The sequence below is a fragment of the Nocardioides sp. R-C-SC26 genome, assembly GCF_021246465.1.
Lineage (GTDB): Bacteria > Actinomycetota > Actinomycetes > Propionibacteriales > Nocardioidaceae > Nocardioides.
Genome location: NZ_JAHRHK010000015.1, coordinates 16576 through 41875, shown reverse-complemented (window position 1 = coordinate 41875; position 25300 = coordinate 16576). Strand labels below are relative to the sequence as shown.

At 70.0% G+C, this 25300-nt stretch carries 24 protein-coding genes; 23 read left to right on the top strand and 1 reads right to left on the bottom strand.

Going from position 1 to position 25300, the window contains the following annotated elements:
* Nucleotides 1-3: 3 nt before the first annotated feature.
* The 23 genes from lysA to KSO97_RS13770 all read left to right on the top strand — a co-directional run bounded on the left by lysA (nucleotide 4) and on the right by KSO97_RS13770 (nucleotide 22001).
* Nucleotides 4-1419, top strand: a complete 1416-nt coding sequence (gene lysA, locus KSO97_RS13880; protein ID WP_232679875.1) for a diaminopimelate decarboxylase — start codon at nucleotides 4-6, stop codon at nucleotides 1417-1419.
* Complete coding sequence (locus KSO97_RS13875; RefSeq protein WP_232679873.1) at nucleotides 1416-2729, top strand: homoserine dehydrogenase; 1314 nt, start codon at nucleotides 1416-1418, stop codon at nucleotides 2727-2729. Before lysA ends, KSO97_RS13875 begins: the two co-directional genes overlap by 4 nt.
* Nucleotides 2726-3823: a threonine synthase gene (gene thrC, locus KSO97_RS13870; RefSeq protein ID WP_232679871.1), complete on the top strand. Its 1098-nt coding sequence runs from the start codon at nucleotides 2726-2728 to the stop codon at nucleotides 3821-3823. Before KSO97_RS13875 ends, thrC begins: the two co-directional genes overlap by 4 nt.
* A gap of 11 nt (nucleotides 3824-3834) precedes the next feature.
* Nucleotides 3835-4773, top strand: coding sequence for a homoserine kinase (thrB, locus tag KSO97_RS13865; RefSeq protein ID WP_232679870.1), 939 nt, complete (start codon nucleotides 3835-3837; stop codon nucleotides 4771-4773).
* 200 nt (nucleotides 4774-4973) lie between these two features.
* Nucleotides 4974-6815, top strand: a complete 1842-nt coding sequence (rho, locus tag KSO97_RS13860) for a transcription termination factor Rho (RefSeq protein ID WP_232679867.1) — start codon at nucleotides 4974-4976, stop codon at nucleotides 6813-6815.
* 78 nt (nucleotides 6816-6893) lie between these two features.
* Nucleotides 6894-7265, top strand: a complete 372-nt coding sequence (locus KSO97_RS13855) for a response regulator transcription factor (RefSeq protein ID WP_232679865.1) — start codon at nucleotides 6894-6896, stop codon at nucleotides 7263-7265.
* Between the two features lie 193 nt (nucleotides 7266-7458).
* Nucleotides 7459-9051, top strand: coding sequence for a cell wall metabolism sensor histidine kinase WalK (locus tag KSO97_RS13850; protein WP_232679863.1), 1593 nt, complete (start codon nucleotides 7459-7461; stop codon nucleotides 9049-9051).
* A gap of 71 nt (nucleotides 9052-9122) precedes the next feature.
* A complete protein-coding gene (rpmE, locus tag KSO97_RS13845; RefSeq protein ID WP_232679861.1) occupies nucleotides 9123-9338 on the top strand; it encodes a 50S ribosomal protein L31 in 216 nt (71 codons plus the stop codon).
* A 149-nt stretch (nucleotides 9339-9487) separates the two neighbouring features.
* Nucleotides 9488-10564 (top strand): peptide chain release factor 1, encoded by a 1077-nt coding sequence (gene prfA / locus KSO97_RS13840; protein ID WP_232679859.1) that lies wholly within the window; start codon nucleotides 9488-9490, stop codon nucleotides 10562-10564.
* Nucleotides 10561-11442 (top strand): peptide chain release factor N(5)-glutamine methyltransferase, encoded by an 882-nt coding sequence (prmC, locus tag KSO97_RS13835; RefSeq protein WP_232679857.1) that lies wholly within the window; start codon nucleotides 10561-10563, stop codon nucleotides 11440-11442. The genes prfA and prmC overlap by 4 nt, the downstream gene beginning before the upstream one ends.
* A gap of 8 nt (nucleotides 11443-11450) precedes the next feature.
* Entirely contained in the window at nucleotides 11451-12188 is a 738-nt protein-coding gene (locus KSO97_RS13830; RefSeq protein ID WP_308188310.1) for an L-threonylcarbamoyladenylate synthase, read from the top strand.
* 13 nt (nucleotides 12189-12201) lie between these two features.
* A complete protein-coding gene (locus tag KSO97_RS13825) occupies nucleotides 12202-13512 on the top strand; it encodes a glycosyltransferase family 4 protein (RefSeq protein WP_232679855.1) in 1311 nt (436 codons plus the stop codon).
* Nucleotides 13513-13579: 67 nt separating this feature from the next.
* On the top strand, nucleotides 13580-14137 hold the full coding sequence (locus KSO97_RS13820; RefSeq protein WP_232679853.1) for a hypothetical protein: 558 nt from the start codon (nucleotides 13580-13582) through the stop codon (nucleotides 14135-14137).
* Between the two features lie 30 nt (nucleotides 14138-14167).
* On the top strand, nucleotides 14168-14434 hold the full coding sequence (locus KSO97_RS13815; RefSeq protein ID WP_232679851.1) for a hypothetical protein: 267 nt from the start codon (nucleotides 14168-14170) through the stop codon (nucleotides 14432-14434).
* 10 nt (nucleotides 14435-14444) lie between these two features.
* A complete protein-coding gene (atpB, locus tag KSO97_RS13810; protein WP_232679850.1) occupies nucleotides 14445-15239 on the top strand; it encodes a F0F1 ATP synthase subunit A in 795 nt (264 codons plus the stop codon).
* Between the two features lie 111 nt (nucleotides 15240-15350).
* Nucleotides 15351-15563 (top strand): ATP synthase F0 subunit C, encoded by a 213-nt coding sequence (gene atpE / locus KSO97_RS13805; RefSeq protein ID WP_232679848.1) that lies wholly within the window; start codon nucleotides 15351-15353, stop codon nucleotides 15561-15563.
* Between the two features lie 53 nt (nucleotides 15564-15616).
* Nucleotides 15617-16168, top strand: coding sequence for a F0F1 ATP synthase subunit B (locus KSO97_RS13800; RefSeq protein WP_374198509.1), 552 nt, complete (start codon nucleotides 15617-15619; stop codon nucleotides 16166-16168).
* Complete coding sequence (locus tag KSO97_RS13795) at nucleotides 16168-16974, top strand: F0F1 ATP synthase subunit delta (protein WP_232679845.1); 807 nt, start codon at nucleotides 16168-16170, stop codon at nucleotides 16972-16974. Before KSO97_RS13800 ends, KSO97_RS13795 begins: the two co-directional genes overlap by 1 nt.
* A 60-nt stretch (nucleotides 16975-17034) precedes the next feature.
* A complete protein-coding gene (gene atpA / locus KSO97_RS13790) occupies nucleotides 17035-18669 on the top strand; it encodes a F0F1 ATP synthase subunit alpha (RefSeq protein WP_232679843.1) in 1635 nt (544 codons plus the stop codon).
* Between the two features lie 6 nt (nucleotides 18670-18675).
* The gene (locus KSO97_RS13785; protein ID WP_232679841.1) at nucleotides 18676-19590 is read left to right on the top strand and encodes a F0F1 ATP synthase subunit gamma; all 915 of its coding nucleotides are present in this window, start codon (nucleotides 18676-18678) and stop codon (nucleotides 19588-19590) included.
* Nucleotides 19591-19615: 25 nt separating this feature from the next.
* Nucleotides 19616-21070: a F0F1 ATP synthase subunit beta gene (atpD, locus tag KSO97_RS13780; protein ID WP_232679839.1), complete on the top strand. Its 1455-nt coding sequence runs from the start codon at nucleotides 19616-19618 to the stop codon at nucleotides 21068-21070.
* On the top strand, nucleotides 21070-21465 hold the full coding sequence (locus KSO97_RS13775; protein ID WP_232679837.1) for a F0F1 ATP synthase subunit epsilon: 396 nt from the start codon (nucleotides 21070-21072) through the stop codon (nucleotides 21463-21465). The genes atpD and KSO97_RS13775 overlap by 1 nt, the downstream gene beginning before the upstream one ends.
* 95 nt (nucleotides 21466-21560) lie before the next feature.
* Nucleotides 21561-22001 (top strand): DUF2550 domain-containing protein, encoded by a 441-nt coding sequence (locus KSO97_RS13770; RefSeq protein WP_232679835.1) that lies wholly within the window; start codon nucleotides 21561-21563, stop codon nucleotides 21999-22001.
* A 45-nt stretch (nucleotides 22002-22046) separates the two neighbouring features.
* Here KSO97_RS13770 and KSO97_RS13765 read toward each other — a convergent pair whose 3' ends face one another.
* Entirely contained in the window at nucleotides 22047-25226 is a 3180-nt protein-coding gene (locus KSO97_RS13765) for a DEAD/DEAH box helicase (protein WP_232679833.1), read from the bottom strand.
* Nucleotides 25227-25300: the final 74 nt, after the last annotated feature.

Sequence of the window (25300 nt, the reverse complement as noted above, 5' to 3'; positions counted from 1 at the left end):
GCGGTGACGCATGAAGCTGGCTGGGCGCACGCGCCCGGGGCGCTGCGCGGGCCGGGATGGCTCCGCGAGCCGACCGACCCCAACGCCTTGGTGCCGAGCCTGTGGTCGAGGACGGCGCACAAGGTCGAGGGCGACCTCGTCGTCGGAGGAATGCCGCTGGCCGACCTGGCTGCGGAGTTCAACACCCCTGCCTACGTACTCGACGAGGACGACTTCCGCGGTCGTGCGCGCGCCTTCCGAGACGCCTTCGCCGACTTCGACGTCTACTACGCGGGCAAGGCGTTTCTCTGCACGGAGGTCGCGCGCTGGGTGGCCGAGGAGGGCCTTCACCTCGACGTCTGCTCCAACGGTGAGCTGACCGTCGCGCTGCGTGCCGGGATCGACCCGTCCCGCATCGGCTATCACGGCAACAACAAGTCGGTGCCGGAGTTGCGCCGCGCCGTCGCCGAGGGCGTGGGTCGCATCGTGGTCGACTCCTCCGCCGAGATCGAGCGGGTCGGTCAGGTTGCGGCGGAGCTCCTCGCCGCCGGCACCATCAGCGCGCCCCAGGGCGTCATGGTGCGCGTCACCGCAGGTGTGGAGGCGCACACGCACGAGTTCATCGCCACTGCGCACGAGGACCAGAAGTTCGGGTTCTCCATCTCCAACGGCGATGCCTTCGCTGCGGTACGCCAGGTCGGCGGTCTCAGCGGTCTGCGTCTGCTCGGACTGCACTCCCACATCGGCAGTCAGATCTTCGACACCGCGGGTTTCGAGGTCGCCGCTCGCCGCGTGCTCGGGCTGCACGCCCGCATCAGCAGCGAGCTCGGCGTCACGATGCCCGAGTGCGACCTGGGTGGCGGCTTCGGCATCGCCTACACCACGCAGGACGACCCCTCGGATCCCGCGCAGCTCGCGACCGAGATGACCAAGATCGTCGAGCACGAGTGCCGTGCCCTCGGTATCGAGGAGCCCCGGCTCTCGATCGAGCCCGGCCGGGCGATCGTCGGCCCCGCGATGTGCACGGTGTACACCGTCGGCACGGTCAAGCCCGTCACGCTCGACGGCGGCGCGGTGCGCACCTATGTCAGCGTCGACGGCGGCATGAGCGACAACATCCGCACGGCTCTCTACGACGCCGACTACTCCTGCACGCTGGCCAACCGGCACTCCGCGGCGCCGCCGGTGCTCGCGCGCGTCGTGGGCAAGCACTGCGAAGCCGGCGACATCGTGGTGCGCGACGAGTTCCTGCCCGCCGACATCGCCCCGGGCGACCTCATCGCCGTCCCGGGTACCGGCGCCTACTGCCGGTCGATGTCCTCGAACTACAACCACGCGCTGCGGCCGCCGGTGATCGCGGTGCGGGACGGGGCAGCGCGCGTGGTCATTCGACGCGAGACTGAGGACGATCTTCTGGCAACCGACGTGGGGGCACGATGAATGAGGGCGACAAGCCCCTGAAGGTGGCGATCCTCGGCTGCGGCGTGGTGGGCAGCCAGGTGGTGCGTCTGCTCCAGGACCAGGACGCCGACATCGCGGCGCGGGTCGGACGGCGCGTCGAGGTCGCCGGCGTCGCGGTACGCCGTCTCGACGCCGCGCGCGAGGTCGAGGTCGCGGGTGATCTGCTGACCACCGATGCCGCCGGGCTGGTCACGCGCGACGACATCGACCTCGTCGTCGAGGTCATCGGGGGCATCGAGCCCGCTCGTGGCCTGATCCTCGCCGCGCTCGAGAACGGTGCGAGCGTGGTGAGCGCGAACAAGGCGCTGCTCGCCGAGGACGGCGCGACGTTGTTCGAGGCGGCGGAGAAGGCCGGCGTTGATCTCTACTACGAGGCGGCGGTCGCCGGTGCCATCCCGATCCTCCGGCCCCTGCGTGAGTCGCTCGCCGGCGACCGGGTGACCCGGGTGCTCGGCATCGTGAACGGCACGACGAACTTCATCCTCGACAAGATGGACACCTCCGGCGCCGGGTTCACCGAGTCGCTGGAGGAGGCCCAGGTGCTCGGCTACGCCGAGGCCGACCCCACCGCCGACGTCGAGGGCTTCGACGCCGCGGCGAAGGCGGCGATCCTGGCCTCCCTGGCCTTCCACACCCGCGTCACCGCGGCCGACGTGCACCGCGAGGGCATCGCGGAGGTCACCGCGGCCGATGTCGCCTCGGCCCGCGACATGGGATGTGTCGTCAAGCTGCTCGCGATCTGCGAACTACGCGTCGACGAGGACGGCGAGGAGGCCGTCGCGGCCCGGGTGCACCCCGCGATGATCCCACGCAGCCACCCGCTGGCGAGCGTCCGCGGCGCCTACAACGCGGTGTTCGTGGAGTCGGACGCTGCCGGTCAGCTGATGTTCTACGGCCCCGGCGCCGGCGGATCGCCGACGGCGAGCGCGGTCCTCGGCGATCTGGTGACCGTCGCGCGCAACCGGGTCGCTGGATCGCGCGGCGTCGGCGAGTCCGCCTACACCGATCGCGCGGTGCTCCCGATGGGGGAGACCCGTACCCGCTACCACGTGGCCATCGACGTCGACGACCGTGCCGGGGTGCTCGCGACCGTGGCGCAGGCCTTCGCCGAGCACGGTGTGTCCATCCAGACCGTGCGGCAGGAGGGTCGCGACGACGACGCGCAGCTCGTCGTCGTCTCCCACGCGGCTCGCGATGCGCAGTTGGCCGCGACCGTCGAGACGTTGCGAGGCCTGGAGATCGTGCGCGATGTCACGTCGGTGATGCGCGTCGAAGGAGGAGAAGAGTGAGCGCGACCCGGCAGGAACGCCTGCGCACCCATCAGTGGCGAGGCGTCGTCGAGGAGTACCGCGAACTGCTGGAGATCCCCGAGGGGACGCCGGCGGTGACCCTGCGCGAGGGCGGCACGCCCCTGGTCCACTCCGAGTGGCTCTCCGGACTGACCGGAGCCGAGGTCTGGCTCAAGGTCGAGGGCAGCAACCCGACCGGCTCGTTCAAGGACCGCGGCATGACGGCGGCGATCTCGGTGGCCAAGGCCGAAGGCGCCCAGGCGGTGGTGTGCGCCTCGACCGGCAACACCTCGGCCTCGATGGCCGCCTACGCGGCCAAGGCCGGACTCAAGCCCCTCGTGCTCGTGCCCGAGGGCAAGATCGCAGCAGGGAAGATGGCCCAGGCGATCATGCACGGCGCCCAGGTCATCATGGTGCGCGGCAACTTCGACGACTGTCTCCGGATGGCGCGCGAGCTGGCGTGGCACTACCCGGTCGCGCTGGTGAACTCGGTGAACCCGGTGCGCCTGGAGGGTCAGAAGACGGCGGCGTTCGAGATCGTCGACTTCCTCGGTGACGCACCCGACTTCCACCTGCTGCCCGTCGGCAACGCCGGCAACATCTCGGCCTACTGGCTCGGCTACACCCAGTACGCCGGCCTCGGGTTGTCGACCAAGCGACCGGTGATGCGCGGCTTCCAGGCCGCCGGCGCCGCTCCGTTGGTGACCGGTGAGCCGTTCCCCGACCCCGAGACCAAGGCCACCGCCATCCGGATCGGAAACCCTGCTTCGTGGAAGCTCGCCGAGGCGGCGGCGGACGAGTCCGGCGGCCGCTTCGCCTCCGTGACCGACGAGCAGATCCTCGCCGCTCAGGGTGAGCTCGCCGCCCGTGACGGCGTGTTCGTCGAACCGGCGTCGGCCGCCGGTGTCGCCGGGCTGCTGCAGGAGCTCAGCCAGGGTGAGTCCTACGCCGGGGCCACGGTGGCGATCACCGTCACCGGTCACGGGCTCAAGGACACCGCCACCGCGCTGGAGGGCGTCGGGTCGATCGTCGACACGGTCGTCGACGCCGACGTCGATGCGGCCGCTGCAGCGGCGGGCCTGGTCGCGGAGTGAACCAGGCTGGCGTGGTCGCGGGCCCGGTCCGCGTCAGCGTGCCGGCCACGTCGGCCAATCTCGGGCCCGGTTTCGACACGCTCGGCCTGGCGCTGGACCTGCGCGACGAGCTCGAGGCGGAGGTGCTCGACGCGGGCCTGGTCGTGGAGGTCGAGGGTGAAGGCGCCGGGGCGGTGCCGCTCGACGACAGGCATCTGGTCGTGCGGTCGATGAACGTGGCGTTCGATGCCCTCGGTGCACGCCCGACCGGACTCCGGTTGCGCTGCCGCAACGCGCTGCCGCACGCCCGCGGTCTGGGCTCGTCGTCGGCAGCCATCGTCGGCGGGCTCGCGCTCGCCCGGGCGCTGGTCGTGGGCGGTCGCGACCGTCTCGACGACGCGGCCCTGCTCGACCTGGCGGCCGGCATCGAAGGGCACCCCGACAACGTCGCGCCCGCGCTCTACGGCGGGTTCGTGATCTCCGGCACCCATGCGTCGGGCGCCGGTGACACGGGCCACTCCTACTTCGCCGTTCCGAGCCCGGTGATGCCGGGGCTGGGTGTCGTCGTCTTCGTGCCGCCCGACGGCGTCGAGACCAAGGCCGCGCGCGGCCTCCTGCCCGACGTCGTCCCGCATGCGGACGCCGCGGCGAACGCCGGTCGCGCCGCACTGCTCGTCGCGGCACTGGGCGGCCACCCCGACCAGCTCGTGTGTGCCACCCAGGACCTGCTCCATCAGGAGTACCGGCGTCCGGCGATGCCGGCCTCTCTCGCGCTGATCGACGACCTGCGAGCGCGCGGAGTGCCCGCAGTGGTCTCGGGGGCGGGCCCGACCGTGCTGGCGTTCACCCACCCGGAGCTGGCCGTCGACGCGGGCGCACTGCTGGCAGCGTGCCCGGCCGGCTGGCGGGCCCTCGCTCTCGCCGTCTGCGACGGTGTGCGCGACGAGCACGGCCCGGCGAATCCCCGCTGAGCGCCTGTGCGGTAGGTTGGCGCTCGCGCCGGCTCGACCGGCCACCGCACCGCCGATCGATCTGAGTGATCCACCGAGGCCGTGTGCGGAGCGACCGATCCAGGTCACCGCCACTCTCTCGGTCGATCTCCACCGTCAGCATCTCGGCGTCGACTCCGACGCGTACCGGTGTCGACCGAATCTGTGAGAAGGACTTCCGCGTGACCGACACGACTGCTCCCGAGGCCACCGACTCCGCCCCCGCGCCGAAGCGCGCCGCGAAGAAGGCGAGCGGCCTGCAGGGCATGCTGCTCGCCGACCTGAAGGCGATGGCCGGCGCGATGAACATCCCGGGCGCGAATGCGATGAAGAAGGCGCAGCTCGTCGAGGCGATCAAGGCCGCCGGCACGGAGGTCAAGCGTCCTTCCCGACGTGAGGACACGGCTCGCGAGGGTGCGCTGCGCGAAGACCGCGCTGACGCCGACGCCGGCGCCGCGGCAGAGAAGTCCTCCGCCGGAGAGAAGTCGGCGCAGGCTGAGCCAGCCGAACGTGCGGGCGGTCGCCCCTCCGACGAGCGTCGCGTCGATGGCGGCGCGGACCAGCAGCAGTCGCGCCGACAGGGGGACGTCGTCCAGTCGGCCCAGCAGCCGAAGCAGAGCGAGGGCAAGGCCAAGGCCAAGCAGAACGAGGGCCAGAAGAACGAGGGCCAGAAGAACGAGGCCAAGCAGGGCTCGCGTCAGGGCGAGGGAAACCAGTCCGGCAACCAGGGTGGCAAGCAGAACGGCGGCCAGTCGCGGAACGACGCCAAGGACGAGCCCCGGCCCGAGGGTGAGGCGGACGGCGACGACGAGGGCCGCGCGGGTCGCCGTCGTCGCCGCGGTCGCGACCGTCAGCGGCCGGGCGCACCCGGCCAGCGCAACGAGCCCGACACCACGATCCTCGAGGACGACGTGCTGGTGCCCGCCGCGGGCATCCTCGACGTCCTGGACAACTACGCGTTCGTGCGCACCAGCGGGTACCTGCCGGGCGTCGACGACGTCTACCTCTCGCTGTCGATGGTGCGCAAGCACGGTCTTCGCCGCGGTGACGCCGTCGCCGGCCAGGTGCGTCAGCCCCGCGAGGGCGAGCGCAAAGAGAAGTTCAACCCGATGGTGCGGATCGACAGCGTCAACGGGGGAGAGCCCGAGGCCGCGCGTACTCGCCCCGAGTTCGCCGACCTGACGCCGCTGCACCCCGCCGAGCGCCTTCGCCTCGAGACTTCGGCGAGCGACGTCATCGGGCGGGTCATCGACATCGTTGCGCCGATCGGCAAGGGCCAGCGCGGCCTGATCGTCGCGCCGTCGCGCTCGGGCAAGACCACCATCCTCCGCTCGATCGCCACCTCGGTGACCGCCAACAACCCCGAGTGCCACCTGATGGTCGTGCTCGTCGACGAGCGCCCCGAGGAGGTCACCGACTTCGCTCGCACGGTCAAGGGCGAGGTGATCGCCTCGACCTTCGACCGTCCCGCGGCCGACCACGTCATCGTCGCCGAGCTCGCCATCGAGCGCGCCAAGCGTCTGGTGGAGCTGGGGCACGACGTCGTCGTGCTGCTCGACGGCCTGACCCGTCTCGGCCGTGCCTACAACCTCGCGGCGACGCCGTCGGGCCGGGTGCTCGGAGGTGGGGTCGACGCGTCCGCCGTCTACCCCCCCAAGCGCTTCTTCGGCGCCGCCCGCAACGTCGAGGACGGCGGTTCGCTGACGATCCTCGCGACGGCGGTGGTCGAGAGCGGCTCGGAGACCGACGAGGTGTTCTTCGAGGAGATCCAGGGCGCGGGCAACCACGAGTTGCGGTTGCGCCGTGACTTCGCCGATCAGCGGATGTTCCCCGCGATCGATCCGTTGCAGTCGGGTACGCGGCACGAGGACGTCCTCCTCTCACCCGACGAGGCGGCGATCGTGGCGCGTCTGCGGCGTTCGTGGGCCGACCAGGGCGCCGAGGAGGCGCACCGCTCCCTGGTGCGTGGTCTGGAAGGCAGCCGCACGAACGTGGAGTTCCTGACGCGCGCTCAGAGCAGCTGACACAGGTGACGGGTGCGCCGGGAGGGCGCACGCGGCACGATGGAGACCCAGACGTGTGCTGGGAAGAGGGGGAGAACCGTGGCGAACATCGTGGTGGCCGACGACGACGTCGACATCCGGGAGCTGGTCGCGTTCAAGCTGTCGACTCTCGGGCACGAGGTACGAGCGGTCGGCGATGGGGGCGCTGCCGTCGAGGCATGTCGGGCAGCAGTCCCGGATCTGGTCGTGCTCGACGTCATGATGCCCGGCGTCTCCGGACTGGACGCTGTTCGTCAGATCCGGGCGGATCCCACGTTGTCGCACCTTCCGGTGATCCTGCTGACGGCGCGGGCGCAGGAGTCCGACGTCGAGACCGGCCTGCACTCGGGTGCCGATGCCTACATCACCAAACCCTTCAGCCCTCGCGATCTCGGTGAACGCGTGGAGTCCCTGCTCGCATCCCGCGCCTGAGGTGGGGCTCGCCCGGCCTCGTCGGGTTCTCCGGCGCTCTGGCCCGAACGGGTCATCGGTGCCGCCGAACGGGTGAATCCGTGCCGTGACCGTGCCGTGCGGCGCTTCTCGTCGCTAGCCTCGATCGGGGGAGTGCGCCGCCGGACACGACGTCGTCGGCGATCCCCGTCGCGAGGTCGGCCGAGGGGGATCCATGGGGAGCACGCGGGCGGAGGTACGCGAGCAAGGGCGCTCAGTGCCGCGCCAGCTCGCACCCGTGCTGTGGCGTGTGGGGATCCTGGTGCCCGTGATGGCTGCCGTGTGCGTGGTGGGTGCGTGGACCTCCTCGGTGGCCATGGAGCGGCTGGCCGACGGCGTCGAGCCGATCGCACGGTTGCACCACCAGGTCCGGCTCGACGCCGTGGAGGTCGAGTCGGCGGTCAGCGCCTGGGGGCGCACCGGGGAGATCGAGTGGCGGACGGCATTCGCCGGTGCGGCCGCGGAGCTCACGAGCGACGTCGAACGCCTGCGCCGACTGCTCGCCCACCACACCCTGAACGGCGAGGTCGCCGGGGTGGTCGAGAAGGAGTTGCGTGCCGTCGAGTTGTGGATGGACGGCTATGCCCGTCCACGGATCGCAGCTCGCGGCGGCATCGAGACCTACGACGCGCCGCGCTTCGAACGCGGAGAGGCCATGCTCGCGAGCTATCGGGAGACGACCGCCGTGACCGAGCAGGCACTGAGTCGCGAACGGTCGCGCATCAGCGAGATGGCCGCCACGCGAGTACAGATCACCATGGTCGCCGCCTTCGTGTTCATGGTCGTCGCGGGGATCACCATTGTGCGTGCGCGACGGCGGCTCCTGGACGACCTGTCCTCGCCCCTGCTCGACCTGGCGGACGTGGTCACCAGGATGACCCGACAGGACGGCGCCGCCCGGGCCGACGTCGGCCGGGGGCCGAGAGAGGTGCGAGCGATCGCGCGGGCGCTCAACGAGTTCGCCGAGGCCCAGACCCGGGCGCGCGCTGTGGAGACCCAGATCCACGAGGAGCTGAGGGTCCTCGACAACGCCAAGGACGACTTCGTCTCCAATGTCTCGCACGAGCTGCGCACGCCGCTGACGACGATCGCCGGCTACCTGGAGATCCTCGGTGAGGACTGGGAGGGACGCCTGGATCCGCCGCAGGAGCGCATGCTCGATGCGACCCGCCGCAACGTCGCACGACTCAAGGCGCTCATCGACGACCTGCTCACGCTCTCGCGCGCTGAGCAGCGCACCGCCGACCTGCAGCCCACCGAGTTGGCGACCTTGGTCGCCGAGGCGGTCAGCGACGTGCGGATGACAGCAGCGCGTCGGGGGATCGCCGTCACGGTGAACCTCACCGATGGTGCGCTTCCGGTGCTGGCTGACCGGGCGCTGCTCCAGCGCGCCATCGTCAACGTGCTCACCAACGCCGTGAAGTTCAGCCAGGACGGCGGTCGGGTGGACGTCGACCTCGGCAGTGGACCGCGCTGGGTCGAGGTCGCCGTGCGCGATCGTGGGATCGGGATCCCGCAGCATGAGCTGGACAGGATCGGTACCCGCTTCTTCCGGGCCTCCAACGCCCAGGACAACGAGATCCCCGGCACGGGGCTGGGGTTGCGGATCATGCACACGATCGTGGAGGCCCATCACGGCGAGGTGCTGATCGAGTCGACGGAGGGCGTCGGCACCTCCGTCACCATCCGCCTGCCCGCGCGCGTCGTGCCTCGTCCCGACGACGGCCGCACGGAAACCTCGGAATTCGTCGGGTCGCCTCGCGGTTGACTACGATGCCCCGTCGGCTCCGGTTCACGTCACGCACCCGCGTGGCGACCCGGCGCACAGGAGAGGACACCATGAAGAAGGACATCCACCCCGAGTACGTCGCCACGCAGGTCACCTGCACCTGCGGCGCCTCGTTCGAGACGCGCAGCACCTCGACGTCCGGCTCGATCCACGCTGACGTCTGCTCGCAGTGCCACCCGTTCTACACCGGCAAGCAGAAGATCCTCGACACCGGTGGCCGTGTGGCCCGGTTCGAGGCCCGCTACGCCAAGAAGACCGCCAAGTAGCGCTTCCGACGGCGCCGGTCCCTGGACTCTCTCCAGGGGCCGGCGCCGTCGCACGTTGACCCGTCTTTGTCTCACGACGGGTCAACGCCCAGAACCATGTTGACCCGTCTTTGTCTTAAGACGGGTCAACGCCCAGAGGAGGTGCGGCGATGTTCGAGGCGGTCGAGGGGATGCTCGCCGAGCACGGCGAGTTGGAGCGAGCACTCGCGCTCCCCGAGACGCATGCCGATGCCCGTCTGGCCAAGCGACTCAACCAGCGTTACGCGGAGCTGAACTCGATCATCGGCGCGTGGCGCGAGTGGCGAGGGCTCGGCGACGACCTCGTCGCCGCGCGGGAGCTCGCCGGGGAGGACGCCGCCTTCGCCGAGGAGGCCGAGGCGCTCGCCGCCCGGATGCCGGAGGCCGAGGAGCGCCTTCGCCTGTTGCTGGTGCCCCGTGACCCGGCCGACGACAAGGACGTCATCGTCGAGGTCAAGTCGGGCGAGGGCGGCGAGGAGTCTGCCCTGTTCGCCGCGGACCTGCTGCGCATGTACAGCCGTTACGCCGAGCGCGTGGGCTGGTCGGTCGAGGTACTCGATGCGACCGAGTCCGACCTGGGCGGCTACAAGTCGGTCACAGTGGCGGTCAAGGCGAAGGGAGCCACCGAGCCGGGCCGCGCGCCGTTCGGACTGCTGAAGTTCGAGGGCGGGGTGCACCGCGTGCAGCGGGTTCCGGTCACCGAGTCGCAGGGGCGGGTTCACACCAGCGCCGCCGGCGTGCTGGTGCTCCCCGAGGCCGAGCAGGTCGACGTCGTGATCGACGAGAACGACCTGCGCATCGACGTCTTCCGTAGCAGCGGCCCGGGTGGGCAGAGCGTCAACACCACCGACTCCGCCGTGCGGATCACGCACGTGCCCACGGGACTCGTCGTCAGCTGCCAGAACGAGAAGAGCCAGTTGCAGAACAAGGAGCAGGCGCTGCGCATCCTGCGCGCCCGGCTCCTCGCGGCGGCTCAGGAGGTTGCCGACGCCGAGGCCAGTGACGCCCGTCGCAGCCAGGTGCGCACCGTCGACCGCTCCGAGCGGATCCGCACCTACAACTTCCCGGAGAACCGGATCTCCGATCACCGCACCGGCTACAAGGCCTACAACCTCGACCAGGTGCTCGACGGCGACCTCGCCCCCGTGCTCGACTCGTGCGTGGCGGCCGATCTCGCCGCTCGGCTCGCCGCCCTCGAGCACGAATGACCTCCGCCGCCGGTCCCTCGCCCCGGCTGCTGGTGCGGGACGCCGTCGCTGTGCTCGCGTCAGCCGGCGTGGCGAGCCCCGAGGCTGACGCCGTGACGCTCCTGGCGGCCGTGCTGGGCGTCGAGCGCTCGCGGCTCCCGCTGATCGACGTCGTCTCGGACGTCGATCGGGAGCGGTTCACCACGCTGCTGGCACGTCGCGCGGCTCGCGAGCCGTTGCAGCACCTGACCGGCCGGGCCTACTTCCGCCATGTCGAGCTCGCCGTCGGCCCGGGCGTCTTCGTGCCGCGGCCCGAGACCGAGCTGCTGGCGGGATGGGCGATCGAGGCGCTGAGGACCGTGAGCGCTCCCGCCGGGCCAGACGGTGCGGGAGCACCGGTCGTCGTCGATCTCTGCACCGGGTCGGGGGCGATCGCGCGCAGCCTGGCGGACGAGGTCCCCCTGGCGCGGATCTACGCCGTCGAGCTGGACCCGGCCGCCCACGGCTGGGCCGAGCGCAACCTCGCCGGCACCGGTGTCGACCTGCGCCAGGGCGACATGGCGCACGCCGTCGACGAGCTCGCGGGAACCGTCGACGTGATCACCTGCAACCCGCCCTACATCCCGTGGGAGGCGTGGGAGTCCGTCGCGGTCGAGGCGCGCGACCACGACCCGCATCTGGCCTTGTTCTCCGGAGACGACGGACTGGACGCCATCCGTGTGGTGGAGGACGTCGCCGCGCGGTTGCTGCGCCCCGGCGGGGTGGTCGGATTCGAGCACGCCGACGCGCAGGGCGAGAGTGCTCCGGCCGTCTTCGTCCAGGCGGGTCGGTGGACCGAGGTGCGCGACCATGCCGACCTGGCGGGGCGTCCCCGCTACACCACGGCCCGGCTGCGATGATGGCGGGCGTGGCTGAGCACGACGAGACCCCCGGTGAGGACCGCCCCGACGATGTCGAGCTCGCGGCGGAGTACGCCGCGACTGCGACGTGCGAGCGACTGACGACGGCGGACGCCGAGGAGCGTGAAGCCGCCATCGGCGCCGCCACCGTGGCCATCCAGCGAGGTGAGCTGATCGTGCTGCCGACCGACACGGTCTACGGAGTCGCCGCGGATGCCTTCGACCCGGCCGCCGTGGCGGACCTCCTCGAGGCGAAGGGGCGCGGGCGCTCGATGCCGCCGCCGGTGCTGGTGAGCAGCGCGACGACGTTGGACGCGCTCGCGGTCGACGTCCCCGGGTACGCGCGTGCCCTCGCGGAGTCCTTCTGGCCCGGTGCCCTCACGCTCGTGTGCCGCCAACAGTCATCCCTGCAGTGGGATCTCGGTGACACCCGGGGCACGGTCGCGATCCGGATGCCCGACCACGACGTGGCCCGCGAGATCCTCGAGCGCACCGGGCCGCTCGCCGTCAGTTCGGCGAACCTGACGGGGATGCCGGCGGCCACCGACGCCGATCAGGCCGAGGAGATGCTCGGGTCGTTCGTCGCCGTGATCGTCGACGACGGCGCGGCACCGGGTGGGGAGGCCTCGACGATCGTCGACGCGACCGGGCCGCAGGGCCGCATCCTGCGGTTGGGTGCGATCGGCGTCGAGGAGCTCAACGCGGTGCTGGAGCCCCTCGGAGCGACCTTGACCGTCGAGGACTGAGGCCGGCCCCGCGATGCGCGAGTACCTCGTCGTCTTCCTCGTCGCGGCCGCGGTGACCTATCTCCTCACCGTGGTCGCGCGGGAGATCGCGCTGCGCACCGGCGCTGTGGCGGCGGTGCGTGATCGCGACGTGCACGCCGAGCCGATCCCCTACCTCGGCGGACTGGCGATGCTCGGCGGGCTGGTCGCTGCCTATCTGGTGGCGCAGGAGCTGCCGTTCCTCAGCCGCAGCGGCTCCTACACCTTCTCCGACGCCCGCTCCGTGCTCATCGCCGGCGCGGTGATCTGCGGTGTCGGCGTGCTCGACGACATCTTCGACCTCGACGCCCTCACCAAGTTCGGCGGTCAGGTCATCGCCGTCGGTCTGCTCGTCTACTCCGGCATGCAGTTCAGGTTCCTGTTCGCACCCGGCGGTGAGCAGCAGTTCGCGCTCGACGCGAGCCAGGGCGCGATCATCACGGCGCTGATCGTGATCGCGACGGTCAATGCGGTGAACTTCGTCGACGGATTGGACGGGCTCGCCGCCGGTGTCGTGGGGATCAGCGCGGTGGCCTTCTTCTTCTACTGCTACCAACTCAGCGCGTTCAACGGCGTCAGCCGCGCCACCACCGGTGCGCTCCTGTCGGCCGCGCTCGCCGGCGTGTGTGTCGGCTTCCTGGCGCACAACTTCCATCCGGCACGGCTCTTCATGGGTGACAGTGGCTCGATGCTCATCGGCCTGGTGCTCTCGGCGACCGCGATCTCGGTGACCACCCAGTTCGCTCCCCAGGACGTCGCGCTCGGCGGCGGGGGAGCGCGGTCGAGCTTCCTGCCGATGCTCCTTCCGATAGCGATCCCGATCCTGATCCTGATCGTGCCGCTGGCAGATCTGGTCCTGGCGGTGATCCGGAGGACCCGCGCGGGCCGATCGCCGTTCGCGCCCGACAAGCGGCACCTGCACCATCGGCTGCTCGAGATCGGCCACTCCCACCGGCGTGCCGTGCTGATCATGTGGGCCTGGGCCGGTCTGATCGCCTTCGCCACGGTGATCGCGAGTCTCTACACCGGTCCCCGGGTCTGGGTCTCGCTCTCGGTCGGGTTCGTCCTCACGATGCTGGTCACCTTCGTGCTCCCGATCATCCACCGCCCCGCGTTCCTGGCCGACGACGAGGACGCGACCGACCACGTCGACCACGTCGACCCCCTCGACGGGGAGATCGCGACAGCGGACCGCGATCACGACGTCGCGCTCGAGCACCCGTCCGGCAGCCGGGACGCACCGGCTTCCGCAGATCGGGTCGCCCCCGTCGCGGAGGCCGATTCCAACCGGCGACAGACTTTGTGATAGTTTTCACGAGCAGGTGAGAATCGCCTGAGAAGTTCCCTTACGACGACTGGAACGGCCGCCGACGATGACGACCGCGAAGGCCCGCCGAGGCCCCTCGACCCCCATGGGTGGGTCGCGTGCTCTGGTCTGGTCGGCACTCGCCGGAGCTCTCGGCGGGACCGCGGTGTCGGGGGCGTTCCTGGTCCTCGCGGTGGTCGGTGCCATCGACGGGTCGTGGGCCTCGACCGGGTTCGTCGGCGCTGTGCTCGCGATCGTTGCGGCGACGGTCGGCGTGATGACCTTCGGCGCGATGATGATGTCCGCGGTCGCGACGGTGTGGCCCGCGGCCTCGCTCCTGCTGGCACTCCTGACGTACGCCACCCAGATCATGCTGCTCGGCCTCATCTTCGTGGCGCTGGACCGCTCGGGCGTCGCGGAGGACGGCGACGCGCGCGCTGCCCTGGGAGCGCCGGTGATCGCCGTGTCGCTCTGCTGGACCTTCACCCACGTGCTGATGTCGATGAAGGCCCGGATCCCCGTCTACGACCTGCCCTCGGCCGGTGTCTCGGCGCCCGTCCCGGCGGACCCTCGCCGTGCCACGGAGCAGCCCGCTGCCCACGGCACGGAGGGGAGTGAACGATGACCATCTGCGCCTGCTATCGTCCGGACCGCAATGAGCGAGCCCGAGGAGAAACCGAAGGGCGACCCGTGGCACGCGTTCGGATACATCGTGTCCGGAGTAGGCGTGTACGGCGTCCTGGGCTGGCTCGCGGATCGATGGCTCGACACCTCGTACCTCGTGGTCGTCGGCATCCTGATCGGGGCGGCGTTCGGTCTCTACATGACCTTCGCCCGTTTCGGAACGGGTCCGGCCAGCAGCGATCCGCTTGCGCAGACTTCCCCGCCTCCCGCATCCCCTCCCGACTCGCAGGACACCTGAAGGAGATCTGGTGATCACACCCAGCTCGGTCACGGCCGCTGATGAGTTCCACGCTCCCGGCCCGAGCATCTTCGACCTCCCGCCGGTCTTCGAGATCGGGAGCCTCGGCGTCACCAAGCCGATGCTCCAGCTGATCGTGGCGGCGGTCGTCGTCTTCGGCTTCCTCTACCTGGCGATCCGCAAGGGCACCCTGGTTCCCGGACGGCTGCAGTACGCCGGCGAGGAGGCCTATGGCTTCGTACGCAACAGCATCGGTCGCGACATCATCGGCAGCCACGACTTCCAGAAGTTCACGCCGTACCTGGTGTCGGTCTTCTTCTTCATCCTGCTGAACAACCTTTTCGCCAGCATCCCGCTGTTCCAGTTCCCGACCTTCAGCCGCTCGGGCATGGCCTACGCGCTCGCTGGTCTGTCCTGGGTGATCTACAACGCGGTCGGCATGAAGAAGCACGGCGTGCTCGGCTACCTGAAGCTGCAGAGCGTGCCGAGCGGCGTCAGCCCGGCGATGTACCCGCTGCTGGTCCCGCTGGAGTTCTTCTCCAACATCCTGGTCCGCCCGGTGACGCTCGCCCTGCGTCTGTTCTGCAACATGTTCGCGGGCCACATCCTGCTGGTCCTGTTCGCGACCGGCGGCTTCTACCTCATCACCGAGTACGGCGGCATCGGCTACGTCGCAGGCCCGCTGGCCCTGGTCCTGGCCATCGTCGTCAGCTTCTTGGAGATGCTGATCCAGTTCCTGCAGGCCTACGTCTTCGCACTGCTGAACGCGATGTACATCGCCGGCGCCCTCGCCGACGAGCACTGACCTGGGCCTGCGGGCCACCCGGTCCGCCGTCCCATCGCACCATCCGCACCTCCACAGCTGTCACACCTTCTCCGCCACGAACGGCGGGGAACAACCGAAAGGAAAGTAGCCATGGGTGGCTCCCTCAACATGATCGGTTACGGCCTGGCTGCCATCGGCCCGGGTATCGCGATCGGTCTCATCTTCGCCGCGTACATCAACGGTGTTGCCCGCCAGCCCGAGGCCCAGAGCCGGCTGCAGTCGATCGCGATCCTCGGCTTCGCGCTCGCCGAGGCCCTCGCCATCATCGGTATCGCCCTGGCGTTCGTGCTCACCGGCGAGTGACGATCACTCGTCTGATCGTCACCACCCTCTGAAACGACAAGGTCAGGTCCATGATGTCTACGCATCTGTTCCTCGCGGCCGCAGAGGGGGAGGAGCACAACCCGCTCATCCCTCTGTGGGAAGAGGTCGCGATCTCCCTCGTGGTGTTCGGCATCCTCTTCTTCGCGATCAAGAAGTTCGTCGCACCGAAGTTCGAGGCGACGTTCGCCGAGCGCACCAAGGCGATCGAGGGCGGCATCGCCGCTGCTGAGAGCAAGCAGGCCGAGGCCGACGCGAAGCTCGCCGAGCTCGAGCAGCAACTCGCCGACGCTCGTCACGAGGCCGCCCGCATCCGCGAGGAGGCTCGCGAGCAGGGTGCGCAGATCGTCGCCGAGCTGCGCGAGCAGGCCCAGGCCGAGGCGACGCGCATCGTCGACCACGGCAAGACCCAGATCGAGGCCGAGCGCCAGCAGGCGGTGACGTCGTTGCGCGCCGAGGTCGGCACGCTGGCGACCACCCTGGCGGGTCGCATCGTCGGGGAGAGCCTGGACGACGACGAGCGGCAGAGCCGCGTCGTCGAGCGCTTCCTGGCCGACCTCGAGGCCGGGACTCCGGGAGTCAACTGATGGATCTGCGCGGAGCATCCGCTGAGGCGTTGGCGACGCTGCTCGACAAGCTCGCCGACGTGCTCGCCTCGGGCGACGCCTCCACGGTGGCTGACGAGCTGTTCTCGGTGGCATCGACGTTGCGCGCCGACGGTGCGCTGCGTCGTTTCGCCACCGACGCCTCGGTTCCGGCCCAGGCCAAGCAGGGGCTGGTCGCGGAGGTGTTCGGAGGCAAGCTCTCCGAGGCCGCCGTCGGCGTCTTCGGCGACGCGGTGACGCGTCGGTGGACCGCCACCCGCGACCTCGCCGACGCCTTGGAGCACCTCAGTGTCGTCGCCGCCGTCCGGTCCGCCGGCAACGACGGCGACCGGCTCGCGGACGAGCTGTTCACGTTCGGCCAGGCCGTCAAGGAGGACCCCGCACTGCGCGACGCGCTGTCGGATCCCTCCCGCTCGGTCGCCGACCGCGCCGGCCTGGTCTCCGCGTTGCTCGACGGCAAGGCCCTGCCCGCCACGGTCACGCTGGCCAAGCAGGCACTCTCGGGCAGCTACCGGACGGTCTCGGTGGCACTCGCCGAGTACCAGAAGGTCGCGGCCGACGTCCACGGCGAGTCGGTCGCCACCGTGCGGGTGGCCCGGCCGCTGACGGAGGGCGAGACCGCCCGCCTCACGGCGGCCCTGACGTCGCAATACGGACGTCCGGTCCACCTCAACCTGCTGGTCGACCCCGCCCTGTTGGGCGGCGCCCGCGTCGAGATCGGTGACGACGTCATCGACGGCACGGTCTCCAGCCGACTCGACGACGCTCGCCGCCGACTCGTCGGCTGACCCACCCCACTCGTTCACCATCCACGTTCGTCCCTGCCAGGGAAGAGAGAAGGAACCACGATGACGGAGCTCTCCATCCGTCCGGAGGAGATCCGCGACGCACTGCAGAAGTACGTCGCCGACTACCAGCCCGAGGCGGCGAGCAAGGAAGAGGTCGGCACGGTCGCCCAGGCCGCCGACGGAATCGCTCGGGTCTCCGGCCTGCCCTCGTGCATGGCCAACGAGCTCTTGGAGTTCGAGGACGGCACGCTCGGCCTCGCCTTGAACCTGGAGACCCGCGAGATCGGTGTCGTCATCCTCGGCGACTTCGACAAGATCGAGGAGGGTCAGACGGTGCGACGCACCGGCGAGATCCTCTCGGTCCCGGTGGGCGACAACTTCATGGGTCGCGTCGTCGACCCGCTGGGCAACCCGATCGACGGGCTGGGCGACATCGAGGCCGTCGGCCGCCGTGCGCTCGAGCTGCAGGCCCCGACCGTGGTGCAGCGCAAGTCGGTGCACGAGCCGCTCGCGACGGGCATCAAGGCCATCGACGCCATGACGCCGATCGGCCGTGGCCAGCGTCAGCTGATCATCGGCGACCGCGCGACCGGCAAGACCACGATCGCGATCGACACGATCATCAACCAGAAGCAGAACTGGGAGTCGGGCGACCCCGACAAGCAGGTGCGCTGCATCTACGTCGCCATCGGCCAGAAGGGCTCGACGATCGCCTCGGTGCGTGGGGCCCTCGAGGAGGCCGGCGCGCTGGAGTACACCACCATCGTCGCCGCCCCCGCCTCCGACAGTGCGGGTTTCAAGTACCTCGCGCCGTACACCGGCTCGGCCATCGGCCAGCAGTGGATGTACGACGGCAAGCACGTCCTGATCGTCTTCGACGACCTGACCAAGCAGGCCGAGGCCTACCGCGCGGTGTCGCTCCTCCTGCGTCGGCCGCCGGGCCGTGAGGCCTACCCGGGTGACGTCTTCTACCTGCACAGCCGCCTTCTCGAGCGCTGCGCGAAGCTGTCGGACGACCTCGGTGCGGGCTCGATGACGGGTCTGCCGATCATCGAGACCAAGGCCAACGACGTCTCGGCGTTCATCCCGACCAACGTCATCTCGATCACCGACGGTCAGATCTTCCTGCAGTCCGACCTGTTCGCGGCCAACCAGCGTCCGGCCATCGACGTCGGCATCTCGGTCTCCCGCGTGGGTGGCTCGGCGATGACCAAGGCGATGAAGGCCGTCACCGGTTCGCTCAAGGTCGACCTGGCGCAGTTCCGCGCCATGGAGGCCTTCGCGATGTTCGCCTCCGACCTCGACGCGGCCTCGCGCCAGCAGCTCGACCGCGGACAGCGTCTGATGGCGCTCCTCAAGCAGCCGGCATACTCGCCGTACCCGCTCGAGGAGATGACCGTCTCGCTGTGGCTCGGTACGACCGGTCGTCTCGACAAGGTCTCCACCGACGACGTGCTCCGCTTCGAGAGCGAGTTCCTCGACTACTTGCGTCGCTCGCACGCCGGCATCCTTTCGGCCATCCGCGAGACGACGAAGTTCGAGGACGAGGCCGGGTTGGAGCAGGCCTACGAGTCCTTCCTCTCCCAGTTCGAGACCTCCGACGGCGGCTCGCTGAAGGCCGGCCGCGAGGACCACGCCGCTCTCGAGGACGAGGACGTCGAGCAGGAGACGATCGTCAAGCAGAAGCGGGGCTGATCCTCCATGGCCGTTTCGCTGCGTGAGTATCGCGCGCGGATCCGCTCGGTCGAGTCGACCAAGAAGATCACGCGTGCCATGGAGCTCATCGCTGCGTCCCGCATCATCAAGGCGCAGCAGCGGGCGCAGGCGGCAGCGCCGTACGCCCGCGAGCTGACCCGTGCGGTCTCGGCGGTGGCGACGTTCTCCAACGTCGACCACCCGCTGACCAAGGAGGAGGACAACCCGACTCGGGCTGCGGTACTGGTCGTGACCAGCGACCGCGGTCTGGCCGGCGCCTACTCCTCCAGCGTGCTGAAGGAGGCCGAGCGCCTCGCCGAGCGCCTGCGCGCGGAGGGCAAGGCCGTGGACTGGTACATCACCGGTCGCAAGGGCGTTGCCTACTTCAAGTTCCGCAACCGCGACGTCGTGAACTCCTGGACGGGCTTCTCCGACCAGCCGGACTACGAGGTCGCCGCGGAGATCGGCAAGACGCTGATCGACTCCTTCCTGCTCAGCCCGGGCGAGCCCGGCGACGTCGACGAGGTGCACGTGGTCTACACGCGCTTCAAGTCGATGCTCGTGCAGGAGCCGACCGCGGTGCGGCTGCTGCCGCTCGAGGTCGTCGAGGGTGAGGAGGCACCGGGAGACGCTGAGCTGCTGCCTCTGTACGAGTTCGAGCCGTCGGCCGAGGCCGTGCTCGACGGGCTGCTCCCGCAGTACGTGCAGAGCCGGATCTTCTTCGCGTTCCTGCAGGCCGCGGCCTCCGAGCTGGCTGCTCGCCAGAAGGCGATGAAGTCGGCCACCGACAACGCCGAGGAACTCATCAAGAAGTTCACCCGGATCGCCAACCAGGCGCGCCAGGCCGGCATCACCCAGGAAATCAGCGAGATCGTGGGTGGCGTGAACGCGCTTGCCGACGCCAACTCCGCCAGCGACTGACCCCACCGGATCAAGAGGAAAGATCATGACTGCAACGGTTGAAGAGACCACTCAGTCCGGCGCCGCGAGCGTCGGTCGTATCGCCCGCGTCATCGGCCCGGTGGTGGACGTCGAGTTCCCCGCGGACGCGATGCCGGCGATCTACAACAAGCTCGAGAGCGAGGTGACGATCAGCGGTGAGACCTCGGTCCTGCCGCTGGAGGTCGCCCAGCACATCGGCGACGGCATGGTCCGCGCCATCTCGCTGAAGCCCACGGACGGTCTCGTCCGCGGTGCGCAGGTCGTCGACACCGGCAACCCGATCATGGTTCCGGTCGGCGACGCGACGCTCGGCAAGGTGTTCAACGCCACCGGCGACGTGCTCAACCTCGGGCCGGACGAGACGTTCGAGGCGACCGAGCGCTGGGGCATCCACCGCAAGGCGCCGGCGTTCGACCAGCTGGAGTCGAAGACCCAGATGTTCGAGACCGGCATCAAGGTCATCGACCTCCTCACCCCGTACGTGCAGGGTGGGAAGATCGGCCTCTTCGGTGGTGCCGGCGTCGGCAAGACCGTGCTCATCCAGGAGATGATCGCCCGCGTGGCGCGCGACCACGGTGGCGTGTCGGTGTTCGCCGGTGTCGGCGAGCGCACTCGTGAGGGCAACGACCTGATGGTCGAGATGGAGGAGGCCGGCGTTCTGGGCCAGACCGCCCTCGTGTTCGGTCAGATGGACGAGCCGCCGGGCACGCGCCTGCGCGTGGCGCTCTCGGCGCTGACGATGGCGGAGTACTTCCGCGACGTTCAGAACCAGGACGTGCTGCTCTTCATCGACAACATCTTCCGGTTCACCCAGGCCGGCTCCGAGGTGTCCACGCTGCTCGGCCGTATGCCGTCCGCCGTGGGTTATCAGCCGAACCTCGCCGACGAGATGGGGACGCTCCAGGAGCGGATCACCTCGACGCGAGGCCACTCGATCACCTCGTTGCAGGCGATCTACGTGCCGGCCGACGACTACACCGACCCGGCGCCGGCCACGACGTTCGCCCACCTCGACGCCACCACCGAGCTGTCGCGAGAGATCGCCTCGCTCGGTATCTACCCCGCGGTGGACCCGCTGACCTCGACCTCGCGGATCCTCGACCCGCAGTACATCGGTCAGGCGCACTACGACTGCGCGATCCGCGTCAAGCAGATCCTGCAGCGCAACAAGGAGCTCCAGGACATCATCGCGATCCTCGGTGTCGACGAGCTCTCCGAAGAGGACAAGATCATCGTGTCCCGTGCTCGCCGGATCCAGCGGTTCCTGTCGCAGAACACCTACGTGGCCAAGCAGTTCACGGGCATCGAGGGTTCGACCGTCCCGGTCGCCGACACCATCGAGGCGTTCAACAAGATCGCCGACGGTGAGTACGACCACGTGGCCGAGCAGGCCTTCTTCATGTGTGGCGGTCTGGACGACGTCGAGAAGAAGTGGGCCGAGATTCAGAAGAGCCTCTGATGGCTGACGCTCTGCACGTCGAGCTCGTGGCGGCCGACCGGACCGTGTGGTCCGGCGAGGCCGCCATGGTCATCGCCCGCACCGTCGACGGCGACCTGGGTGTCCTCAAGGGTCACGCTCCGCTGCTGTCGCTGCTCACCCAGGCGGTCGTGGAGATCACCTCCGACGAGGGCCACACGGTGGTGGCGGTGGTGGACGGTGGCTTCATCTCGGTGGCGAACGACCGCGTCTCGGTGCTGTCCGAGCACGCGTTGCTCTCCAACGAGATCGACGTCGACGCCGCACGCACCGAGCTCGAGCAGGCCAACGACGGTCGCTTCGACTCCGCGGACGAGGCCGAGCGCGCGATCCGTCGCGCCGAGGCGCACATTCGCGCCGTCGAGCGCGCGTCCTGATCGGCTGCAGGTCGATAACGATCGCCCGCCCCGGCGTCGGGGGCGGGCGATGGACCGGCTAGGCTCCGAACCCCGAACGGAGGAGGAGCACGCGAATGGCCTGGTGGCAGTGGCTGCTGGACATCGCGGGTGCGCTGCTCCTCCTTGCGCTCGCCTACGGCGTGGCGCTCGTGCTCCGTCGTCGCGTGATCGGGCGTCACGGCGGCACGTTCGAACTCTCTCACCGCGTCCGTCCTCACGGGGACGGACGCGGTTGGGTTCTCGGCCTGGGCCGGTACACCGGCGACAGTCTGGAGTGGTTCCGGGTCTTCTCCCTCTCGCCGCGTCCGCGTCGCTCCTGGCCACGTGATGACCTGAGCTATGACGGTCAACGCGAGGCCGTCGGTGCAGAACAGCTCTCGCTCTATCCCGATCATCTGGTCATCCGCTGTCAGAGTCCGCAGGGCGAGGTCGAGCTCGCGATGAGCGGGTCGTCCCTGACGGGCCTCCAGGCGTGGCTCGAGGCGCGACCACCCGGCACGGACTGGAACCGGTGACCCGACCGACGCCCTCGCCACCGGCGAGTGGCGCGCCGGGTGACCTCAGCTGAACAGCTCCCTGACGTCGTCGGCGGTCAGGCCCGTCGCGAGACCACCCTCGCCGTCGACGACCTGGGCGAACAGCCTGGCCTTGCGCTCCTTGAGTGCCATCACCTTCTCCTCGACGGTGTCGGCAGCGACGAGGCGGTAGACCATCACCGTCTGCTGCTGTCCGATGCGATGGGCCCGGTCGACCGCCTGCGCCTCGGCTGCCGGGTTCCACCAGGGGTCGAGGACGAAGACGTAGTCGGCCTCGGTGAGGGTGAGGCCGGTGCCGCCCGCCTTGAGGCTGATCAAGAAGGCCTCCGCCTCGCCACGGTGGAAGCTCTCGATCACCTCTGCGCGGTCGCGCGTCGCGCCGTCGAGGTAGGCGCACGCGACGCCGTCGGCCTCGAGCCGCTGCCGGACGCGAGTGAGGAAGCCGGTGAAGCTGCTGAAGACCAGGGCCCGATGACCTTCGGCGACGCATTCGGCGATCCGGTCGGCGAGGACGTCGATCTTGGCGGCCGGGACGTCGTGGTGCGCCGGGTCGATCAGCGCGGGGTCGAGCGCGAGTTGGCGCAGCTTGGTCAGCGCCGCAAGGACTGCCACCTGGTTCTCGGAGAAGTCCTCCACGAGCCCCAGGACCCGTTGCCGCTCGCGGTTGAGGTGGGTCTCGTAGATGCGTCGGTGTGCCGGTGTCAGGTCGACGGTGATGACCTGCTCCTGCTTCGGCGGAAGATCGGGGGCGACCAGCTCCTTGGTGCGGCGCAGCATGAACGGTCTGATCCGCTGGTGGAGCCGGGACAGCGCGGCCTTGTCGCCCTGCTTCTCCACGGGGATGACGACGTGGTCACGGAAGGTCCGCTCTCGTGGGTAGAGCCCCGGCGCCACGATCGCCAGCAACGACCACAGCTCTACCAACCGGTTCTCGAACGGCGTGCCCGTGACGGCCAGCTTGAAGGGGGCTCGCAACTCGAGGGCTGCGGTGTGCACCTTGCTGCGATGGTTCTTCAACTGCTGGGCCTCGTCGAAGACGAGACCGCCCCACGGCGCTCGGGTGTACTCCTCCTGGTCCAGGCGCAACAAGGTGTAGCTGGTCACGACGACATCGGCGCCGGCCGCCAGCTGCTCGAGTGACTCCGAGCGGCGCGAGGCCGTGGAGGTGACCGCTCGAACCGTGAGCCCAGGGGTGTGCACCCGTGACTCGCGCGCCCAGTTGGAGACGACGGACGTAGGCGCGACCACGAGGAACGGCGCGCCGGCACGACGCTCGCGCGCGTGGGCGATCAGGGCGAGCACCTGCAGGGTCTTCCCCAGGCCCATGTCGTCGGCGAGGATGCCGCCGAGGCCTTGCTCGCACAGGAATGTCAGCCAGCGCACACCGTCGCGCTGGTAGGGCCGGAGTGTGGAGGTCAGTCCGGCCGGCTCGACGTCCGGCAGGCTCACCAGATCGCGCAGGGAACGGGCGCGTGCGACCCATTCCCGCGCGGGACCCTCGACCTCGCCGAGGTCGGCCGCCGCGGCGAGGGTGCCCGCGTCGTCGCGGTTCACGCGAACGCGGTCCCCACGCTGGTCGTGCAGCTGCGCCGCGGCCCGGACCACCTCGATCAGTCGACCGAACACGGGGTGGTCGGTGCGGAGCAGCAGGCCGCTGGGGAGCAGGACGTGGTCGGACTCGAGGGTGATCGCCTCGACGATCGCCGCGAGCGGCACGGCCTCGCCGTCCACCTCGACGACGACGAAGAGGTCGAGCCAGTCGGTGCCCTCGTCGGTCTGCTCGGCCGTGTCCGTCGCGGGCCGGAAGAGGATCCGTGGCTCGGCGTCGGTCTCGCGGAGGACGGGCGGATCGCTCTGCTCGATCTCGACTCCCTCCAGCTTCGTCCACGCCGGGACGCACTCCCTGGCGAGACGGAGTGCGTGCGGCCCTGCCACCCGGTAGCGCGCGGCCTCCGGGGCCGGACTCATGCGGGCCAGGATGGCGCGCTCAGCCACTCGATCCCGAACGGGGGAGTCGGTGTCGTCGTCGAGGTCGATGGCGTCGTGGAGTCCGTAGCGCCAGGTCCAGTCGACATCGGCATCCGCGGCGTCGCGCCACCGGATCGTGCCGCGCAGCGTCGCCTGCGGTGCGTCGGTGATCGGTACCGTGGCGTCGGAGGAGAGCACCGCGATCGAGCGACGTAGCGGGGTCACCGCCGTGAGCAGCTCGGGAACCTCCGACGCCGGCAGGGTGATGGGCGCGCGGGCGAAGGCGCGCCTCCCTTCTGCGTCGAGCCGTGGCCGGAGCTCGGCGATGGTCACGCCGTCCGGATCGTGCAGGGTGACGACGGAGGCGGGGTTGCCGTAGATCAGCGCGTCGGCGCTCGTCCATTGCCGTCCGGTGTGGGAGTCGCGCAGGATCGGCGTCACCGCGGCCTCCCTGCCCGCCTGGACGAGATCGAGGCCGAGCGACACCGGGCCGTCCATCAGCCGGATCGCGGGAACGCCGGCCGAGGTGAGCATCGTGACTCCGACAGCGAGCGCGTCGCGCAGGAGCGGCACGAGATGCGGACCGAACTGGTCGAGAACGGGGTCGGTGCCGTCGCGCCAGTGGCCGTGCCCGCGGAGCGCGTCGAGCAGGCGCTCCAGGACGGCGAGCTGATCGGGATCGTAGGAGCGACGCACGCGCGCCAGCGGTATCTCCGACCAGCCCAGGCCGGACTTGGCCCATCCGCCGCGCGCCCCCGGTCGCATCGGCCGCAGCACGATCCGTTCCGGCGCGCCGTCGGCGGCGGCGACCTCCGGGATCGTGCTGAACTCGAGGCCGACGCCGGGCCTGATCTCGCCGGGATCGGTGCCGAGCAGCCCGCGGCTCAAGTCGTCGACCTCGTCGCGCCAGGTTCGACGAGCCGCCCGCGTCTCCTCGCGGGCGGCCGCGAGCACGAGCGCGACCGCTGCGCCGTGCTTGCACTGGAAGGAGACCGGGCAGGTGCACAACGTGTCGATGCTCGCCGCCGCCCCGGACTGCTCGAGGGAGAATCCGACCTCGTACGGCGCCGCCGTCGTGCCCTGCACGAGACCACCGCCCTGCGCGGTGCCGCCGTGGGCGTCGTCGATCCAGAGATCCAGCACTGCTCCGTCGGACCGGATGGCCCGCCCCGCCTCGAGTGTGCGCGCGCCGAAGGACGACGGCAGATGCCGACCGAGCGCGTCCAGGATGTCCATCACCGTCAGCGTCGCAGAGTCCGCCGACAGTCCCGGGAGCCGGTCCACACGCCGTGCCGCGACTCGCGTGCTGC

Coding starts and splice junctions, on each gene's coding strand:
- KSO97_RS13875 (WP_232679873.1), top strand. CDS start 1,416: ATGAATGAGGGCGACAAGCCCCTGAAGGTGGCGATCCTCGGCTGCGGC.
- KSO97_RS13850 (WP_232679863.1), top strand. CDS start 7,459: ATGGGGAGCACGCGGGCGGAGGTACGCGAGCAAGGGCGCTCAGTGCCG.
- rpmE (WP_232679861.1), top strand. CDS start 9,123: ATGAAGAAGGACATCCACCCCGAGTACGTCGCCACGCAGGTCACCTGC.
- prfA (WP_232679859.1), top strand. CDS start 9,488: ATGTTCGAGGCGGTCGAGGGGATGCTCGCCGAGCACGGCGAGTTGGAG.
- prmC (WP_232679857.1), top strand. CDS start 10,561: ATGACCTCCGCCGCCGGTCCCTCGCCCCGGCTGCTGGTGCGGGACGCC.
- KSO97_RS13825 (WP_232679855.1), top strand. CDS start 12,202: ATGCGCGAGTACCTCGTCGTCTTCCTCGTCGCGGCCGCGGTGACCTAT.
- KSO97_RS13820 (WP_232679853.1), top strand. CDS start 13,580: ATGACGACCGCGAAGGCCCGCCGAGGCCCCTCGACCCCCATGGGTGGG.
- KSO97_RS13815 (WP_232679851.1), top strand. CDS start 14,168: ATGAGCGAGCCCGAGGAGAAACCGAAGGGCGACCCGTGGCACGCGTTC.
- atpE (WP_232679848.1), top strand. CDS start 15,351: ATGGGTGGCTCCCTCAACATGATCGGTTACGGCCTGGCTGCCATCGGC.
- KSO97_RS13800 (WP_374198509.1), top strand. CDS start 15,617: ATGTCTACGCATCTGTTCCTCGCGGCCGCAGAGGGGGAGGAGCACAAC.
- KSO97_RS13795 (WP_232679845.1), top strand. CDS start 16,168: ATGGATCTGCGCGGAGCATCCGCTGAGGCGTTGGCGACGCTGCTCGAC.
- atpA (WP_232679843.1), top strand. CDS start 17,035: ATGACGGAGCTCTCCATCCGTCCGGAGGAGATCCGCGACGCACTGCAG.
- KSO97_RS13785 (WP_232679841.1), top strand. CDS start 18,676: ATGGCCGTTTCGCTGCGTGAGTATCGCGCGCGGATCCGCTCGGTCGAG.
- atpD (WP_232679839.1), top strand. CDS start 19,616: ATGACTGCAACGGTTGAAGAGACCACTCAGTCCGGCGCCGCGAGCGTC.
- KSO97_RS13775 (WP_232679837.1), top strand. CDS start 21,070: ATGGCTGACGCTCTGCACGTCGAGCTCGTGGCGGCCGACCGGACCGTG.
- KSO97_RS13770 (WP_232679835.1), top strand. CDS start 21,561: ATGGCCTGGTGGCAGTGGCTGCTGGACATCGCGGGTGCGCTGCTCCTC.
- KSO97_RS13765 (WP_232679833.1), bottom strand. CDS start 25,226: ATGGACATCCTGGACGCGCTCGGTCGGCATCTGCCGTCGTCCTTCGGC.